Origin of the sequence: Nonomuraea sp. CA-143628 (assembly GCF_050942315.1) — a bacterium.
Taxonomy (GTDB): Bacteria; Actinomycetota; Actinomycetes; order Streptosporangiales; family Streptosporangiaceae; genus Nonomuraea.
This window is the reverse complement of the sequence record NZ_CP192072.1, coordinates 6,700,498-6,716,637: the sequence shown is the minus strand read 5'-3', so window position 1 is coordinate 6,716,637 and position 16,140 is coordinate 6,700,498. Positions and strand designations below refer to the sequence as shown.

The 16,140-nt window shown below is 67.4% G+C and carries 18 protein-coding genes; 12 read left to right on the top strand and 6 right to left on the bottom strand.

Annotation, left to right across the window (positions count from 1 at the left end):
* The first annotated feature begins 57 nt into the window (after positions 1-57).
* Together ACQP2T_RS30730 and ACQP2T_RS30725 are read left to right on the top strand one after the other, a co-directional pair.
* Positions 58-897 carry a tyrosine-type recombinase/integrase gene (locus ACQP2T_RS30730; RefSeq protein WP_433519535.1) on the top strand — a complete coding sequence of 280 codons (840 nt, stop codon included), beginning with the start codon at positions 58-60 and terminating at the stop codon, positions 895-897.
* A 79-nt stretch (positions 898-976) separates the two neighbouring features.
* A complete protein-coding gene (locus tag ACQP2T_RS30725) occupies positions 977-2,548 on the top strand; it encodes an ISL3 family transposase (protein ID WP_433513225.1) in 1,572 nt (523 codons plus the stop codon).
* Between the two features lie 23 nt (positions 2,549-2,571).
* Here ACQP2T_RS30725 and ACQP2T_RS30720 read toward each other — a convergent pair whose 3' ends face one another.
* Entirely contained in the window at positions 2,572-2,790 is a 219-nt protein-coding gene (locus tag ACQP2T_RS30720) for a helix-turn-helix domain-containing protein (protein WP_433519853.1), read from the bottom strand.
* Positions 2,791-3,093: 303 nt separating this feature from the next.
* Between ACQP2T_RS30720 and ACQP2T_RS30715 the strand changes: the two genes are divergently transcribed.
* The 7 genes from ACQP2T_RS30715 to ACQP2T_RS30685 all read left to right on the top strand — a co-directional run bounded on the left by ACQP2T_RS30715 (position 3,094) and on the right by ACQP2T_RS30685 (position 10,176).
* Positions 3,094-4,278 (top strand): ROK family protein, encoded by a 1,185-nt coding sequence (locus ACQP2T_RS30715; protein ID WP_433519534.1) that lies wholly within the window; start codon positions 3,094-3,096, stop codon positions 4,276-4,278.
* 180 nt (positions 4,279-4,458) lie between these two features.
* Positions 4,459-5,721, top strand: coding sequence for an ABC transporter substrate-binding protein (locus ACQP2T_RS30710; protein WP_433519533.1), 1,263 nt, complete (start codon positions 4,459-4,461; stop codon positions 5,719-5,721).
* Positions 5,722-5,784: 63 nt separating this feature from the next.
* On the top strand, positions 5,785-5,958 hold the full coding sequence (locus tag ACQP2T_RS30705) for an alpha-L-fucosidase (RefSeq protein WP_433519532.1): 174 nt from the start codon (positions 5,785-5,787) through the stop codon (positions 5,956-5,958).
* Complete coding sequence (locus ACQP2T_RS30700; protein WP_433519531.1) at positions 5,955-6,869, top strand: carbohydrate ABC transporter permease; 915 nt, start codon at positions 5,955-5,957, stop codon at positions 6,867-6,869. The genes ACQP2T_RS30705 and ACQP2T_RS30700 overlap by 4 nt, the downstream gene beginning before the upstream one ends.
* Positions 6,859-7,752 (top strand): carbohydrate ABC transporter permease, encoded by an 894-nt coding sequence (locus ACQP2T_RS30695; RefSeq protein WP_433519530.1) that lies wholly within the window; start codon positions 6,859-6,861, stop codon positions 7,750-7,752. The genes ACQP2T_RS30700 and ACQP2T_RS30695 overlap by 11 nt, the downstream gene beginning before the upstream one ends.
* A complete protein-coding gene (locus tag ACQP2T_RS30690) occupies positions 7,749-9,236 on the top strand; it encodes a M81 family metallopeptidase (protein ID WP_433519529.1) in 1,488 nt (495 codons plus the stop codon). The genes ACQP2T_RS30695 and ACQP2T_RS30690 overlap by 4 nt, the downstream gene beginning before the upstream one ends.
* Before the next feature lie 31 nt (positions 9,237-9,267).
* Positions 9,268-10,176, top strand: a complete 909-nt coding sequence (locus ACQP2T_RS30685) for an ROK family protein (RefSeq protein WP_433519528.1) — start codon at positions 9,268-9,270, stop codon at positions 10,174-10,176.
* A gap of 10 nt (positions 10,177-10,186) precedes the next feature.
* Here ACQP2T_RS30685 and ACQP2T_RS30680 read toward each other — a convergent pair whose 3' ends face one another.
* Positions 10,187-10,525 (bottom strand): hypothetical protein, encoded by a 339-nt coding sequence (locus tag ACQP2T_RS30680; protein WP_433519527.1) that lies wholly within the window; start codon positions 10,523-10,525, stop codon positions 10,187-10,189.
* An 86-nt stretch (positions 10,526-10,611) separates the two neighbouring features.
* Positions 10,612-10,752 (bottom strand): hypothetical protein, encoded by a 141-nt coding sequence (locus ACQP2T_RS30675; protein WP_433519526.1) that lies wholly within the window; start codon positions 10,750-10,752, stop codon positions 10,612-10,614.
* A 563-nt stretch (positions 10,753-11,315) separates the two neighbouring features.
* On the opposite strand from ACQP2T_RS30675, the gene ACQP2T_RS30670 reads away from it, so the two are divergent.
* Positions 11,316-11,897, top strand: coding sequence for a hypothetical protein (locus ACQP2T_RS30670; protein ID WP_433519525.1), 582 nt, complete (start codon positions 11,316-11,318; stop codon positions 11,895-11,897).
* Positions 11,898-11,923: 26 nt separating this feature from the next.
* Here the strand turns inward: ACQP2T_RS30670 and ACQP2T_RS30665 are convergent, their stop codons facing one another.
* From ACQP2T_RS30665 to ACQP2T_RS30655, 3 genes are all read right to left on the bottom strand, one after another.
* Positions 11,924-12,145 carry a hypothetical protein gene (locus ACQP2T_RS30665; RefSeq protein WP_433519852.1) on the bottom strand — a complete coding sequence of 74 codons (222 nt, stop codon included), beginning with the start codon at positions 12,143-12,145 and terminating at the stop codon, positions 11,924-11,926.
* A gap of 553 nt (positions 12,146-12,698) precedes the next feature.
* Entirely contained in the window at positions 12,699-12,779 is an 81-nt protein-coding gene (locus ACQP2T_RS30660) for a hypothetical protein (protein ID WP_433519851.1), read from the bottom strand.
* A 54-nt stretch (positions 12,780-12,833) separates the two neighbouring features.
* Positions 12,834-13,106, bottom strand: coding sequence for a recombinase family protein (locus tag ACQP2T_RS30655; protein ID WP_433519524.1), 273 nt, complete (start codon positions 13,104-13,106; stop codon positions 12,834-12,836).
* 447 nt (positions 13,107-13,553) lie between these two features.
* Here ACQP2T_RS30655 and ACQP2T_RS30650 point away from each other — a divergent pair, with 447 nt between their 5' ends.
* Both ACQP2T_RS30650 and ACQP2T_RS30645 read left to right on the top strand, forming a co-directional pair.
* On the top strand, positions 13,554-14,939 hold the full coding sequence (locus tag ACQP2T_RS30650; protein ID WP_433519523.1) for an MFS transporter: 1,386 nt from the start codon (positions 13,554-13,556) through the stop codon (positions 14,937-14,939).
* A 233-nt stretch (positions 14,940-15,172) separates the two neighbouring features.
* Positions 15,173-16,009, top strand: coding sequence for an SDR family oxidoreductase (locus tag ACQP2T_RS30645; RefSeq protein ID WP_433519522.1), 837 nt, complete (start codon positions 15,173-15,175; stop codon positions 16,007-16,009).
* Positions 16,010-16,140 lie beyond the last annotated feature (131 nt).

Sequence of the window (16,140 nt, the reverse complement as noted above, 5' to 3'; positions counted from 1 at the left end):
GGCCGTTCATGAACGATTCCCCCAGCGTGGAGAGCCGGTAGACCGCGCCTGTGTGCATTGACGCTTGATCGGTGCTTTGGCTGCCATGACTCGATCCTCTCAAAGGAACGAGCCTCCACCGAAGCCGGAGCGCTTCAGATCACCGACAAGCCCGCGCATCTGGGCGGCGGGACGACGGCCTCGCCGAATCCCGTGACGGGCAAGGCCAAGCCGGGCCCCAAGTACGCGGCGACCACCCGCGGCCACAGCGAGAGCGTGCTGCGCGGCTTCTACGACTTCCACCGCGACGCCGGTTCGGGCCCGATGATCAACCCGTTTCCTCTCGTCCGGCCAGGTGGCCGCGCGCATGCCCATCACAATCCGATGGACCCCTTCCGGAAGGAACGCACGGGGCTGTATCGGCCCAGGATCGTGCAGCGGGTGCCGCGCAGCATCCCGAACGAGCGCTTCAACGACCTGTTCGCTCAGCTGGGCTCGCATCGCGACCGGGCGCTGGTGGCCTTCTGGGTGTCGTCGGGAGCACGAGCCTCGGAACTGCTCGGCGCCCGATACGCCGACGCCGACGCCGACGCCGGCCAGCAACTGATCACCGTGGTCAGGAAGGGCACCCGGGCCATCCAGCAGCTACCCGTGTCCCCTGATGCGTTCGTGTGGCTGCGGCTCTATCAGGCTCAACTGCACGCCCTGGTGCCTACCGGCCGGGACGATCCCTTGTGGTGGACCCTGCGCCGACCATTCCGGCAGCTCAGCTACCACGCCGCCTACCGGATGTTCCAGCGCGCGAACGCCGCGTTGGGCACCAACTGGTCCCTTCACAACCTGCGGCACACCGCCGCCTACCGGATGGCGCGAGACTGTCAATGGCCTGTGAGCTCGGTTCTGAGCCACTTCTTGTGAAGTGATCACACCGTGTCACGCGTTCAGGAATGATCAAGGTTCGTGTGACTGTGGATTGCTCTCTGCCCTATGGGGTCACGTGGATGCCGTGGCCGTGGAGGATGTCGTCGTTGACGATCGAACGGTGGCCATTTGCGCGCAAACCGTGACGACGAGCGCAGCGTGTCCTACCTGCGGAATCGTGTCGGACCGGCGGCATGGTAGGTATCGACGCCGCCTGGCCGATCTGGGGGCGGCGGGCTGTCGGACGGTGATCAGCCTGCTGGTCAGCCGGTTCGCCTGCCGGACACCGCAGTGCGCGCGCAAGACGTTCGTGGAGCAGGTGGACGGGCTGACCGAGCCGTTCGCGCGTCGAACACCGGCGCTACGCCGGGCGCTGGAGCGGATCGTGCTGGCCACGGGCGGCAGACCGGCGGCCCGGTTGCTCGGGCACCTGGCGATGAGCGCGAGCGCGAATACGCTGCTGCGGCTGATCCGCAAGCTGCCCGACAAGGTGATCGGACCGGCGCCTCGCGTGCTGGGAGTCGACGATTGGGCTACCAGGAAGGGACACGTCTATGCCACGATCTTGTTGGACATGGAGACTGGCGAGCGTGTCGATGTGCTCCCCGACCGCACGGCCGAGACGTTCGCCGCCTGGCTGCGGGCTCACCCCGGCGTGCAGGTCGTGTGCCGAGATCGTGGAGGTGCCTATGCCGAGGCTGTACGCACCGCCGCCCCCGAGGCGACGCAGGTAGCCGACAGGTACCACATCTGGAAGAACCTGTGCGACGCGGTCGAAAAGTGCGTCCAGGCTCATCGCGGATGCCTGATCGAGGCGGCCGAGAGTGACTCCGGCCGCGGCGAACCTGATGCGGCAGGGCACCTCTCAGACGATCCCACAGCGGTTCCGGCACAAGCCGAAGGGCGACGCGCTGCCACCCGACGCGAACGCCATGCCGCCGTACATGCCCTGCTGGACAAGGGGGTCGGGATCTCCGCCATCGCCGAGGCGTTGCAGTTGGACCGCAAGACCGTACGCCGCTACGCCCAGGCCGCCTGCCCGCAAGACTTGGTCAGCGGGCCCGTACTGCGGGGCACTCGCGTGGATGCGTTCCTGCCCTACCTGCACCAGCGCTGGAACGAGGGCTGCACCGATACCGCTCGACTGTTCGCCGAGATTCAGCAGCAGGGCTACCAGGGCAGCAAACGCACCCTGCGCCGCCACTTTCAAGATCTTCGCGCCAGTGGCAAGCCTGCGCCGAAGGCGGGCGAGGAACTCACTGTCCGCCGCGCCGCGCGCCTGCTCACCAGCCACCCGGACCATCTGGATGAGGTCGGGATCTTGCGGCTGGAGAAGCTGCGGGCTCGGTGTCCCGAGCTGGATGCTGTCGCCGACTGTGTGACCGCCTTCGCCGTGATGATGACCAACCGCCACGGTCACCTGCTACCGGACTGGCTCGACCAGGCCGAGGCCACCGGCCTGCAGCCGTTGCGCAGCCTGGCCCGTGGCCTGCGCCAAGACTTCGACGCCGTCACCGCCGGGCTCACCCTGGAGTGGAACTCCGGCCGTGTGGAAGGCAATGTGAATCGAATTAAGCGGATCAAAAGGGACGGCTACGGGCGTGCCAGCTTCGACCTTCTCCGCCTTCAGATCCTCCACGCCGACTGAGCATGGTTACGTCCCGTCACGGATCACAAGAAGTGGCTCAGAACCGAGCTCACAGGCCATTGACAATGGTGCTGGAGGGCGAGCGGCCGGTCTCCGGGCCGGAGCGGGCGCGGATTCGGGAACTGGAGCGGGAGAACATCCAGGCCACGCGCGAGAGCGGCAAGAGTGCTCAGGCTGCACGATGTCTGAGCGTTTTCGGTCTTCGAAAGCATCGCCTTCGAGATACCTACCTCAAGAGCCATGCCCGCGATCGAAAGACGCCGCTGAGTGCGCAACGGTTCGAGCGACTCATCCGTCCCACGGCTCCGAGCGATGCCCGAGCGATTGCGCAGCAGGCTCTCGTCGTCGGACACGCGATTCACCCGATCATTGCGACTCATTCCCCCAGGCCGATCGGCCACGGCCGTCCCCGTCCCAGGGACCGGGTCACCAGTCCGACTGCCGGTCCGCTTCACGAGCATCACTTCACCGCCGAACTGACTTATTACGTTCATCGGAGTAAGTGGCGGTAGGCTTCGCGGCAAGAAAGCGCGAAGGGATACCACGTGAGCGAAGAGGCGGGAAGCTACCTCCACACCACGACCGCGGGAGGGCTGTTCGCTCTCGTACGCGACGGCCGGGCCGATTCGCGCACGACGCTGTCACGCCTCACGGGGCTGGCGATGTCCACCGTGGGCACGCGGGTCGATGAGCTGATCCGAGCCGGTTATCTCGTCGAGACCGGCTCGGGGGCCTCACGCGGAGGCCGCCGGCCCCGGTCGCTCGCGGTCGCGACCGACGGACGTGTCGTGGCCGGCGTCGACTGCGGAGCCCGGCACGCGAACATCGGCCTGTTCGACCTCGCCGGCGGCAAGGTGGCGGGCCGCTCGCTGGCGATCGACATCGCCCGCGGCCCCGAACAGATTCTCGGGGAGGTCCACCGCGCCATCCTCGACCTGGCCGCCGACCTCGAGGGAGACGTCGCCCTCGCGGGGATCGGCCTCGCGATGCCCGGCCCCGTCAGCGTGCCCGACGGCCGGGTCGTCTCGCCCTCGCGCATGCCGGGCTGGAACGGCGTCGTGCCGGGCGCCCTCATGGAGGCCATCTCGGGCGTCGCCACGCAGGTCGAGAACGACGCGAACGCCATGGCGGTCGGTGAGTACGTCGCGACGGGGCGGAAGATCGCCGACCTGGTGCTCGTCAAGGCGGGCTCGAGCATCGGCTCGGGCGTCATCGCGGCCCGCAGGCCGCACCGGGGGTTCCGGGGCATGGCGGGCGACGTGAGCCACACCCCCGTCGCCGACGCGCCGTCGGTGCTGTGCTCCTGCGGACGGCTCGGCTGCCTCGACGCCGTCGCCGGCGGGGTGGCGATCGTCCGGGACCTTCGGACCGCGGGTGTCGAGGTCGTCGACACCGCCGGGGTCCTGGAACTCGCCGGCGACGCCCACCCCCTGGCCACCCGTCTGCTCCGTGAGGCCGGAGCCCGCGTCGGAGCGGTGATGGCCAGCGTGGTGCACTTCTTCAACCCCCAGCGCCTGGTGCTCGCCGGGAGCCTCTCCGCGGCCGACGCGTTCTGCGCGGGAGTGCGGTCGAGCGTCTACTCGTTGTGCCTTCCCATGTCCACGGACGGCCTGGAGGTCATGGTGAGCGAGGCGGGGGCCGACGGCGGAACCCTGGGGGCCGCGGCGCTCATGCTGGACGGCATCCTCGACGCGGCGGCGATCGACCGCGCGTTGCGAGCGCACACTTAGTTCGCCAATCAAAGCAAGTCACCTCCATTGATTTGATTTCTGTAACAAATGCATCCCGCATCGCACACAGGGGTGTCCTTGTTGCCCGCTCCGGTTCCACACTCGACGACATCCGATGTCTCCGAGAGCGGGAGAGCCTCAACGGTTCAGCCGTGCGCGGCGCAAAAGTGGAAGGTGACCATGAAACTTCGAATCGCGGCACTGGCAGTCGCGGCCGTCTCCATCGTGACCGCGACAAGCGCCTGTGCCTCGGGCGCCGCAGACGGGGCCGGCAACGGCTCCAAGGCGGCGATCACCTGGAGCATGTGGTCGGGCGACAACGAGTCGACCAAGAAGCTCCAGGACCAGATGGCCGTCGCTCAGGCACTCGTCCCCGACGTGAAGATCGAACTGCAGACCGCACCCTGGGCCGACTACTTCACCAAGCTCAACGCCAACATGGCCTCGGGCAAGCTCGCGTGCATCACGTCGATGAACGGCCAGCGCCTGTCGGGCTACACCGCCGCTCTGACGCCGTTGACCGACGAGGACCTCAAGGTCGCCGGCATCGCACGCACCGACTACAGCCCGGGCGCGCTGAGCGTCATGGAGTACGGCGGCAAGCTCTACGGGCTCCCGTACGACATCGCCACCATGCTCCTGTTCTACAACGCCGACCTGTTCAAAAAGGCAGGGATCGAACCACCCACGAACACCTGGACGATCGACCAGTTCGAAGCCGCCGCGAAGACCATCACCGAGAAGACCGGCGTCAAGGGTTTCGCGGTGAGCCTCGACGAGTTCCAGTGGCTCTCGCTGCCGATGGCCAAAGCGAGCCTGCAGGCGGTGAACGAGGCCGGCAAGCTCGACCTCACCAATCCGGCCTTCGTCAAGGCGGCCGAGTGGTACTCCGGGCTCGTCACCGGCCTCAAGGTCTCCAGCGCCCCGCCCTCGGCCTCCGAGTCCGGCTGGGACCCCGGCCAGTTCGAGAACGGCAAGGCGGCCATGATCATCGACGGCACGTGGAACGCCACCAGGTACACCGGAAAGGACATGCCGTTCACCGGCGGCACGGTGCGCCTGCCCGCGGGGCCGGCGGGTCCCTTCGGCGTCGCCCTCGGCTCGGGCTACGGCATCGCGGCCAACTGCGCGAACAAGCAGGCCGCGCTCAAGGTCCTCGGCGCCCTCGCCGGGCCGAAGACGGAGGCGGTGATCGCGAAGCAGGGCGGCTACCCCGCGCAGATCGGCAGCCAGCAGCTCTTCTACGACGCTCTCCCCGCCGAGACGAAGGACGGGCTTACCGCGGCCTTCAAGGCGGCCTTCGACGGCGCGTCCACGCAACGGGTCACCCCGGAATGGGAGCAGATCACGACCGCCTTCCCGCAGGAACTCGTGAGCGTCTACACCGGGCAGAAGCCGATGGCCGACGCGCTCGGCGGCCTGCAGCAGCGCTTCGCCAAGTGACACCCGAGACCCGGGCGTCCCGGACAGGACGCCCGGGCATTCCCCGCATTCAGGAGAAGGAAGATGACGCCCAGCCATCCCCTCTTAGTCCGTGCCGCCCGCTACGCAGTGCTCACCGCCAAGCACCACGACGGATTCTGCCTCTGGCAGACCGAACAAAGCGGCTACTCGTCGTCGGTGACGGTCAGCCGCGACCTCGTTCGTGAATTCGTCGAAGTCGTACCGGAGGAGCCGTGATAACGCGGCGAGGTGGCGTCCGGCGTCCCGGCGCGCTCCAGCGGACCGAGCAGCGACAGGCGTTCGGCTTCATCACCCCCGCCGTCGCCGGGCTCTCCCTGTTCACCGTGATCCCGGTCGTCCTCGCCATCGTCATGAGCCTGTTCGACTGGCCCATCTTCGGTGAGCGGGCCTTCATCGGGCTCGGCAACTACGTCGAACTGCTCACCTCGAGCCCGGACTTCTGGCCCGCCCTGCGCAACTCGATCGTCTTCACCCTCCTGTACGTGCCGGTCAACCTGGTGGTCGCGCTGGGGCTCGCCCTCCTCCTGGGACCGCGGATCCGCGGCCGAGCTGTCTTCCGCGTGCTGTTCTTCATCCCGGTCGTGACACCGATCGTCGCCAACGTCCTGGTCTGGAAGCTGATCCTCCAACCGGACGGCCTGCTCAACGGCCTGTCGCAGACGATGTTCGGCATCGAACTGCCCAACTTCCTCGTCGACGCCGACTGGGCGATGATCACCATCGTCGTCATGAGCGTCTGGTCGGGCATGGGCTACAACATGCTGGTGCTGACCGCCGCCCTGGAGCAGCTACCGGTCTCAGTGATCGAAGCCGCCCGAATCGACGGCGCCCGCGGCTGGCGCATTCTTACGAGCATCACCATCCCCCTCATCTCACCTGCGATCTTCTTCGCGACCGTCATGACGATCATCTCGTCGCTGCAGGTGTTCGCGCAGCCGCAACTCCTGACGGGAGGCGGCCCGGGCACCTCGACGGTGCCTCTGGTGATGTTCATCTACAACACCGGATTCAAGTTCCAGGATCTGGGGCTCGCGGCGGCCGCCGCGTGGATCCTGTTCGCCCTCATCATCGGCGTTACCGCGCTGCAGTTCCGAGCGCAGAAGCGGTGGGTGCACTATGAGCACTAGTACGACGCCGGCTCTCGCCGACGGCGAGCCGCGGGGCGGGAGACCGGGCCAGAAGGAGAACCCGCGGTTCGGCACCGTCGTCGCCTACGCCACCGTCCTGCTCGCGGCGATCATCTTCGTGGCGCCCCTCGTCTACGCCGTCTTCTCCGCCTTCAAACCCTCCCGCGAGGTGATGCGGACACCCCCGAGCCTTCTCGGCTCGGAGTTCCGGTGGGAGAACTTCACCGAGGTATTCACCTACGCGCCCTTCACCACCTACATCACGAACTCGTTCTTCGTCTCCATCGCCGGCGTGATCGTCGTGCTCGTGGTGTCGGCCACGGCCGGCTACGCGTTCGGCCGGCTGCGCTGGCCGGGACGCGACGTCTTCTTCGTGCTCTTCCTCGGCACCCTCATGGTGCCGCAGGAGGTGCTCGTCATCCCGATGTTCGTGCTGATGCAGTGGTTCGGCTGGGTGGACACCTACCAGTCGCTCGTCTTCCCGTGGGCCTTCACCGCGTTCGGGACCTTCCTCATGCGGCAGTTCTTCCGCGGCATCCCCTACGAACTGGAGGAGGCCGCGCGCGTCGACGGAGCGGGTCCGCTGCGCACCTTCCTGCGGGTGATCCTGCCCCTCGCGGGGCCGGCGCTCGCCGTGCTCGCCGTCTTCACCTTCCTCAACTACTGGAACAGCTACCTGTGGCCGCTCATCACGGTCAACGACTACACGGTCCGCGGCACCCTGCCGATCGGCCTGGCCAGTTTCTCCACGCAGAACGGAACCCGATGGGATCTTCAGATGGCCGCCTCGATCATCTCCATGATCCCGACGGTGATCCTCGTGATCGCTCTTCAGAAGCACCTCGTCAAGGGCATCGCAACCTCCGGGTTGGGGGGACGGTGACCCCGGCCGCACACCCGCCCAGGATCGCGGTGGCCGGCATGGCGATCGAGTCCAGCGCCTACTCGCCGCACCGGGCCGGCTACCGGGACTTCGCGACCTTCGGCGGGGCCGAGGTCGTCGACCGCTACGGATTCCTCACGCCGGGCTCCGAACTCGCCGCCTCGGCCCGATGGGTGGGGGTCTTCTACGCCCGATCCCTTCCCGGCGGGCAGGTGCTGGCCGGTGTCTACGACGACTTCCGCCGGCGCATCGTCGAAGGACTGCGCCGCGAGCACGAGCGCGAGCCGCTCGACGGGATCCTGCTCGACATCCACGGCGCGATGAGCGTCGAGGACATGGACGACGCGGAAGGCGACCTGGTGGGCGCCATCCGCACGGCGATCGGCTCCGGTCCGCTCATCTCGGCGTCGATGGATCTGCACGGGAACCTCTCCGAGCGATTCGTCCAGGGATGCGAGCTCATCACTTGCTTCCGCCTGGCCCCGCACGAGGACGCCGCGGAGACTCGAGAGCGCGCAGCGCGCAACCTCGTACGTCACTTGCGGGCAGGGGAAAGGCCCGTGCGCGCCTGGTCGCGGATCCCGATCCTGCTGCCGGGAGAGAAAACGAGCACGCGCGTCGAACCAGCGAAGAGCCTCTACCAGCGGATTCCTCCCATCGAGGCGAGCGAGCACATCACCGACGCGTCGATCTGGATCGGCTACGCCTGGGCCGACGAGCCGCGCTGCCATGCGAGCGTGGTCGTCACCGGCACCGACGCGGAAAAGGTGCGAGACGCCGCGACCGGCCTGGCCGGTGAGCTCTGGGCGGTCCGCGACAGCTTCGCCTTCGTCGGCCCTCCCGGCACGCTGGAGGAGGGGGTGGAGCGGGCTCTCGCCTCGCCCGGCAAGCCGTACCTGATCAGCGACTCCGGCGACAACCCGGGCGCGGGCGGCACCGGGGACGTGACGTGGACGCTCAGCCGCCTGCTGCGGATGCCCGAGCTCACCACCGACGGCGCGCCGGTGACCTACTGCGCCTCCGTCTTCGACCCGGCCGCGATCGACGAGCTCTTCTCCGCAGAGGTGGGCGCGCAGGTCAGCGTGCGCGCGGGCGCGCGCGTCGACTCCCGGGTCTGCGGCCCCGCTCTCGTCCAGGGCATCCTGGTCGCACGCTTCGAGGGCGACCCCTCAGCAGGACGCATCGCCGTCGTGCGCCGCGGCGGCCTGCACGTCGTCATCACCGAGTTCCGCAAGGCGTTCCACGACGTCGCCGACTTCCGCGCCATCGGGCTCGAACCGGAGGACGCCGACATCATCATCACCAAGATCGGCTACCTGGAGCCCACCCTCTACGACATCGCGGCCGGCTGGACGCTCGCCCTCACTCCCGGGCCGGTCGACCAGGACCTCGGACGGCTCGGGCACGAGCGCATCGTGCGTCCCATGTTCCCCTTCGACGCCTTCGACGCCGAACCCGACCTCACGGCGGTGATCTACCGTTGACCGCGTCCGAGCTCGTCGCAGGCCGACGGCGATGAGGGCTTCCACGTGTCGTGTCGGCATCGACCTCGGGGCGACGTCCACCAAGGTCCTGATCGCCGACATCCGCGCAGGCGAGAAGCCGGCCATCGCCGAGGCCGTCGTCGATCGCTTCACCTTCCCCACCCCGCGAGGGAGTGATCCGATCGACCGGCTCGCCGGCCACCTGGCAGGGGTCGCCGAGCATCCGATCAGCGCGGGCGGGGTGACCATACCCGGGATCGTCGACGAAGACAGCGGCCGTGTCGTGCGGAGCGTCAACCTGCCATGGCTCGACGGCGTCGCCCTCGGTTCGGCCCTGCAACAGCGGCTCGGCTTCCCCGTTCGGCTGGTGCACGACGGCCGCGCCGCGGCCGAGGCCGAGGCGTTGCTCGGCGCGGGGCGAGGGTTCGCGGACTCCTTCGTCCTCGCCTTGGGCACCGGTATCGCCGGCGCGCACGTCGAAGGCAGGCGAGCGCGACGCGGCGCTAACGCGGCCGCCGGCGAGGTCGGCCACATCAGCCAGGACCCCGGCGGACGACCGTGCGGCTGCGGACAGCACGGATGCCTCGAAACCTTCATCGGCGGGACATACCTAGCGAACCGATGGAGCGCGCACATCGACCGACCGGCCACCGCCCGCGACCTGTTCGAGGCCGGCCGGGCGGGCGACCCGGCCGCCCTGGAGATGGTCGACGAGGCGACCACGGCGCTCGCGCGCAGCGTGCTGGGCGTCATCGCCACCCTCGACCCCTCAGCGATCATCATCGGTGGCGGCATCTCCGCGGCGCGCGACCTGGTCGTGACTCCGACTGCACACAAGGTGTACAGGTCGGTCACCTTCCACGCCCGGCCCCCAATCCTTGGCGCCGAGCTCGGCCGATGGGCCGGCGCGTGGGGTGCCGTACTGGCCGCCGAGTCCTGATCGCGTCACGCTACGCGACGAGGTCGCTGTCAAACGGCCGCACCCGCCGTCCCACGGTCTGCTTGTCCCTCTTGGTCAAATCCACCGGGGTGCTCAAGTACGCGTCGGAGACCTGGGTGGGTGCCGTGCCGCCGCGAACGGTGGTGACGCCCACGCCGCTTGACCTCCTTGTGGATGAGGGGGCGGCGCGTTCCCACAGGCCCTTGGTGACGTGCCAGACGTCATCGAGCGCGCGGGCATAGTCGTGCGGCCGGCGTTCGGGATATTCGGCGACGGCGATGCCTTCGGCCTGGCGTTCGGCGCGCAGCTCCAGTTCGTATGCGGCGGCCGCGACCAGGACCGCGAACATCAACCGGTCGCGCGGTGGCCATGTCGTGGCGCGCCGGAACTGTCACCGGCATCATGCCGACGGCCACTGCCGTCGGCACGGCCTGGTCAGCTTGTGGTCTGCTGGCCGCAGAACGCCGTCTTGACGAGCCCGTTCAGCAGCTTGGGATAAGTGGTGAGGTCGAATGCGGCGTCGCCGGCGGTCAGCGAGGCGGTCAGGGTCTTGGCGCCGTCGGGCGAGCTGTACATCAGCGCCGCGTAGCCCGCCGGAGGGCTGCCGTTGTGGTTGAGAACGGTGCCGCAGCCAGAGCCCAGGTCCTTTGTCCGGGTTGGCCAGCTCGATCACGTTGAGAAATTCCCTGGCGTTGTTCTCCATCGGGGTGCCGCCCATGAGCAGGCGTCGCCGTGCTCGGGCGACGAGGGCGGCCGTGCAGGAGCTCCTCGTCATACAGGCCGATGACCTTGACGTGGCTGCGCAGCGCTTCCCATACGGTGCGCCGCGCCCCCGAAGCCCCGCAAACTCGCCGAACCAACCCAGAACGGGCCGTGTACCGGCTCGACCGGTCTCCATGAAAGTCGGAGCGGTTCAGTGAGCCCCGGTCCCCCGCGCTGTGGGCCACCCCCGCGAAACCACGGCAACAGCGGCACCGCAGGGCCGTTCGGGCCTCTGCACCGTTCCCAAGAAGTCCATCTGGAAATAGTTCGTTCCACTAAAGAATAGGGTCTGGCGTGGCTTCTCTTTGTGATCTACCTTTCGGGCAAATGATCAACGTGGTCGCCCGACGCGCGACCCTCGAGGAGGGTAGGACTTCATGGTCCGGAGGATTCCGCGGATTGCCGCTGTCGCCTCACTCTTCATCGCCAGCCTCGCCATCACACCCACGACCGCCGCGTGGGCGGCGTCCGAATGCTCCTCACCGCAAGAGAAGACCTTCTCCCTGCCCGGAAAGCCGGACGTGTGGGTGGGGGCCGAACTGTGCATCTACACCAGGGGTACGGGCAACAACCAGAAAACGGGCATGCTCAGCATCAACTGGTCAGGGTCGTTCCTGGGCGGCAAGCGGTTCGACAAGTTCGTCGCGGAAGTACGCGTCGAGCGCAACGACATCATCTACGGCAACGAGCAGTGCAACTGGACGAGCGATCTCAACAGCATCTCTGACTCCGAGGGCGTGATGTGGGACTGCTACGCGTACTACAGCTCGTCTCTCAACGGCGGGTGGACCGCCGACGGGAGGATCATCTACAACATCAACAACGACGGTAAGGGCGACTACGTCTGGAACCTCACCGGCTCACCCCGGGTCGCCATAGCGCCGGACGGCACTGAGACCGTGGAGCCCTCGGCCGAGGCGCCTTCAGTCGAAGAGGCACCCGACGATCCGACCTCCTGAGCCCGAACCGGGTGGCCCGAAGGCCCTCACCTCTGGGCCACCCCACCGTAGTGTTCGGGCCTGTCAGGGAAGCGGCTTGGCGGGCCGCAGGAAGGCTCAGTTGGGGTGCCACACTGGAATACGCGGTCCGTGCGGGCGTTGACCCGGGCCGGCCGTGTCTGGCCATCTTCGGCGACGACCGGCGACAACGACAACGAAAGCCGGTGTGTGACGTCGTCCCCGCTCTTTCCCTTCGCGCCGAACGACACCACGCCAAACCGTACTCCGCCGTCACCAGACACCTCTCTGGTGATCGCCAGGGTCACCTCGCCGAGTTCAACCGCAATGCCTCGTCGCGACTGCCCTCCATCGCGTCGGTGAGTTCAGCGCGCAGTGCGCGGATCGTCTCCGCCAACTCGGCGGCGGCTCGGTCGTCCATGCACCCTCCTAAACATGGTGACAACCCGCCAATCTTGCCCAAGCCGACGGTGGGACGCTGTCCATTGTCAGGTTTTCGCTCCCATACAGTCGGGCCATGTCGTGGTGTTCTGTCGGTGACGGGTCCTGTGGACTCCGGGCATAGTCAGGGCCCGGCGACCTGGTTGCTGAAGGCGCCCAGTCACAGGATCAGACAGGCCAGCGGCTCCCCATCGCGGTGCTGGACCGAGCGCAGCGGGAGGCCGACGAGCAGAAAGTGGTCAAGCATCAGCGGCCGGCCGCCGACCAGGCGGAGGCCGGCTTCGACAGCCCGGGAGCGAGCCCCGTTGGCACAGTTGCATGCACCGACTGTCGCCGACGAGGATGAGCCGACCGAGCGTTGGCCTATCTGGTGTTCTTGCCGCGTTCGAGCACGCGGTAGACGGTGGGGCGTGAGACGGAGAAGAGTTCGGCGAGGTCGGCGATGGTGTACTCCCCCGCTGGCGTGCATCCGGCCGAGTTCGTCTTGCTGACGGGAAGTCAGTTTGGGTTTTTGCCTTTGAGCTCGCCCTTGGCCCAGGCCACGGCCATGCCCTCGCGGGTGCGCATGCGCAGGAGATCGACTTCGAATTCGGCGAAGGTGGCCAGGATATTGAAGAACATCTTGCCCGTCGGGTCGGTGGGGTCGTAGAGGGTGCCGCCGAGAGAGAGCTTGACGCCGCGGACGCCGAGCCCGAGCAAACTCTGGTGTTGGGCGGTGAGGTCTTGTTCGTCGGTGGAGCAGTGGGCGTAGCCGATCAAGGTGGCGCTCACTTGCAGAAGTGTAACGTTCAGCACCCATTCACCGGACGCTTCATCGGACCACCTATATGAGACAGCCTTGCCGCTGGTCGAGATCTTTCGCCACTCGAGATCCCCAGTGTCCGGTGAAGGTTCCCCTAACGGACGCACATTGTCGTGTCCGGTAGCACGCCTAGCGGCGTGATCCAAGTAGGAACCGAACGTCGAGCACAGATCGAATCTGGGCACCTCACTCGGCTCCGTTTGCGAGAGTTCTGTGAGACATGGCGTCGGCCGAGCCAGCGACTGAACGAACTCTTGCGTGTTGTACGGCTTACGGGCCGCTCGGCGCTATCTGAGGTTTGTGATACGTTCTTGATCGTAAGGTGCAGCGCTTATTGGTAAGCGTGTCGGGACATCCGGCCAGCACGACAGCCTCAGTAAGGCTGTCTGATCTCTCTGCAGAGAGCGTGCTTCGCCATGTCCAAAACCTTCTCCCCGCGAGCGTGGGCCGTCTTCTTGCTGGTGGTCGCCGCCGATGTGCTTGACCTGCTCAGCACCACGGTGACCAACGTGGCCGCCCCCACCATCGTGCGGAACCTTGGCGGCTCGTGGTCCCTGGCCCCCTGGCTCGGCGCGAGCTACACCCTCGCGATGGGCTCCCTGATGATCGTCGGGGGGCGCCTGGGCGACCGGTTCGGTTGCCGCCGGCTGTTCCTCCTCGGGTTGGCGGGTTTCACCCTGTGCTCGCTCGCGGCCGCCCTGGCCACCGCACCGTTCGTCCTCGTGACCGCCCGTACCGGACAGGGCATGTTCGGTGGCCTGCTCATCCCCCAGGGCTTCATCCTGCTGATGCGGGTCGTCCCCCGTGAGTCGATGGGCACGGTGTTCGGCCTGTTCGGCCCCCTGATCGCGGTGTCTTCGATCAGCGGCCCCGTAGTCGCCGGCCTGTTGATCGAGGCCAATCCGTTCGATCTGTCCTGGCGCTCGGTATTCCTCCTCAACGTCCTGTTCGGAGTCCTGATGCTCGCATCGGGGCTGAGGGCCATCCCGCACTTCGACGGCGACGCCTCGGTCCGCATCCGGCCAGGTGCCGCCCTGACGTTGATGGCGGGCCTCGGCTTGCTCCTCGCCGGACTGATCGACGGCGGCACGAGCGGGTGGACGACCCGCGCCATCACCGGCACTGTGACCGGCGCCGTCGCGCTGGCCGCGTTCGGATGGCAGCAGGCGCGCACCAGGCGGCCCCTGCTGGAACGGTCACTGTTCAGCAACCGTGGCTTCATGGCAGGTCTGGTCTTCGGTGCGCTGTTCTTCAGCACCGTCACGGGCACCATGTACGTGACGACGCTCTACCTCCAGCAGCGTCTGGGCCTGAGCCCGCTCATTGCGGCCCTGGTCACCGCGCCGGTATCTGTCGGCATCATCGCCACTTCGTTCACGGTCCGAAGCCGCATCGTCTCTCATGGTCGCAGCGTGGTCTCGATCGGCGTGCTGCTGTTCGCCTTGGGAGTCAGCGGCATGACCATCGTGATCGGCGCAGTGGGCCATCCGGTGCCGCTGATCGCCGTTCCCCTGTTCGCGGCCGGGCTCGGTATGGGCTGCTGCTTCGGTGCCGTGTTCGCGGTCGCCCTCGGCGGTGTGAACTCCGCCCAGGCCGGCAGCGCCAGCGGCGTCCTCAACGCGGTACAACAGATCGTCAACGCGGCCGGCTCCGCCATCGTGTCGACCGTTTACCTGGCCGCCGTCACGCCGAGCGTTCCCTCCAGCGGCGTTCTGCCCTGCCTTTTCCTCACTTTGGCCATCACCGTGGCCTGTGCGATGAGCATCCCGCTTCTTCCGCGCCGTGGAGCCCACGTTCACTGAGCCTTCCACGACACCGTCAGGCGAACGCTCATCCCCAATGCCGAGTACGGCGGCGGGCAGCCACGTCTCGAGACAGGCCGGAGACAACCGCCATCAGGTCGCGCGATGACGGTCAGCCTCGCTGCGTAGTCGCGATTGCGGCCAGCCGTGGCCTGGCGGAGGCCCTTGCCCGGCGAACTTCCGTCTCCTACCGGCCCGAAGTCATATCCATCCCATTCGAAAAGAGTATTTCCATGATCCTCATCACCGGAGGCCGCGGCGCGGTCGCCACCCACTTGCTGACCCTGCTGCACCGGGCCGGTCGCCCCGTGCGCGTCGCCTCCAGCAACCCCGGCGAACTCCAGGTCCCCGATGGCATCCCATCCATCGCCTGTAATCTTAGGAACCCGGTCACCTTCTCGGCCGCTCTCTGCGGCGTCACCGAGGTCTTTCTGTACGCCGAGGCGTCGCACATCGCCGAGTTCATCGACGCTGCCGCCACGGCAGGCGTCGAGCATGTCGTCCTGCTGTCCTCCGCCGGCGTGCTGGAATCCAACGCCGCCGATGACCCGCTGGCCAAATCTCATCTCGACGTCGAGGCCGCCCTGCTGACCTCACCGCTCACCACCACGTTCCTGCGGCCCGGTTCCTTCGCCGGTAACGCGGGTGCCTGGGCCTGGCCCATCAAGGCCGGCCGCCCGGTGAGCCTGCCCTACCCAGGCTCCTACGTCGACCCCATCCACGAACGGGACATCGCCGAAGTGGCCTGCACCGTGCTCACCGACCCACGCCACCGGGGCCGGCACCTCCACCTGACCGGCCCGCAAGCCCTTACCTTCAGCGAACAGATCGACCGGCTCGCCGAGATCACCGGCCGGTCGATCACCGTCAACCACGTCACCCGCGAGGAATGGAAGCAGGAAATGGCCCATCACATCCCCGGCCCCTACGCCGACGCCCTGCTCGACTACTGGCAGGCCTATGACGGCCGCCCGGTGCCCCTGACCAACACCGTCGAACAGTTCACCGGCCACCCTGCCCGCACCTTCGCCACCTGGGCCCAGGACCACGACAGCGACTTCGTCGAATAGCACCCCAGCAGCACATCCTCTCCCCGCGAGCCGATCATTCGACCGCAGGGCAGCGCCAACCCCAGCCAGCAGGTACACGCGAGAGATGATGCGTTGACTTGGACTAACGCCTCTCGCGTGTACCTGGCTTC

Coding starts and splice junctions, on each gene's coding strand:
- ACQP2T_RS30675 (WP_433519526.1), bottom strand. CDS start 10,752: ATGTACAGCTCGCCCGACGGCGCCAAGACCCTGACCGCCTCGCTGACC.
- ACQP2T_RS30645 (WP_433519522.1), top strand. CDS start 15,173: ATGATCCTCATCACCGGAGGCCGCGGCGCGGTCGCCACCCACTTGCTG.
- ACQP2T_RS30720 (WP_433519853.1), bottom strand. CDS start 2,790: ATGGCTCTTGAGGTAGGTATCTCGAAGGCGATGCTTTCGAAGACCGAA.
- ACQP2T_RS30670 (WP_433519525.1), top strand. CDS start 11,316: ATGGTCCGGAGGATTCCGCGGATTGCCGCTGTCGCCTCACTCTTCATC.
- ACQP2T_RS30650 (WP_433519523.1), top strand. CDS start 13,554: ATGTCCAAAACCTTCTCCCCGCGAGCGTGGGCCGTCTTCTTGCTGGTG.
- ACQP2T_RS30705 (WP_433519532.1), top strand. CDS start 5,785: ATGACGCCCAGCCATCCCCTCTTAGTCCGTGCCGCCCGCTACGCAGTG.
- ACQP2T_RS30695 (WP_433519530.1), top strand. CDS start 6,859: ATGAGCACTAGTACGACGCCGGCTCTCGCCGACGGCGAGCCGCGGGGC.
- ACQP2T_RS30710 (WP_433519533.1), top strand. CDS start 4,459: ATGAAACTTCGAATCGCGGCACTGGCAGTCGCGGCCGTCTCCATCGTG.
- ACQP2T_RS30685 (WP_433519528.1), top strand. CDS start 9,268: ATGAGGGCTTCCACGTGTCGTGTCGGCATCGACCTCGGGGCGACGTCC.
- ACQP2T_RS30680 (WP_433519527.1), bottom strand. CDS start 10,525: ATGTTCGCGGTCCTGGTCGCGGCCGCCGCATACGAACTGGAGCTGCGC.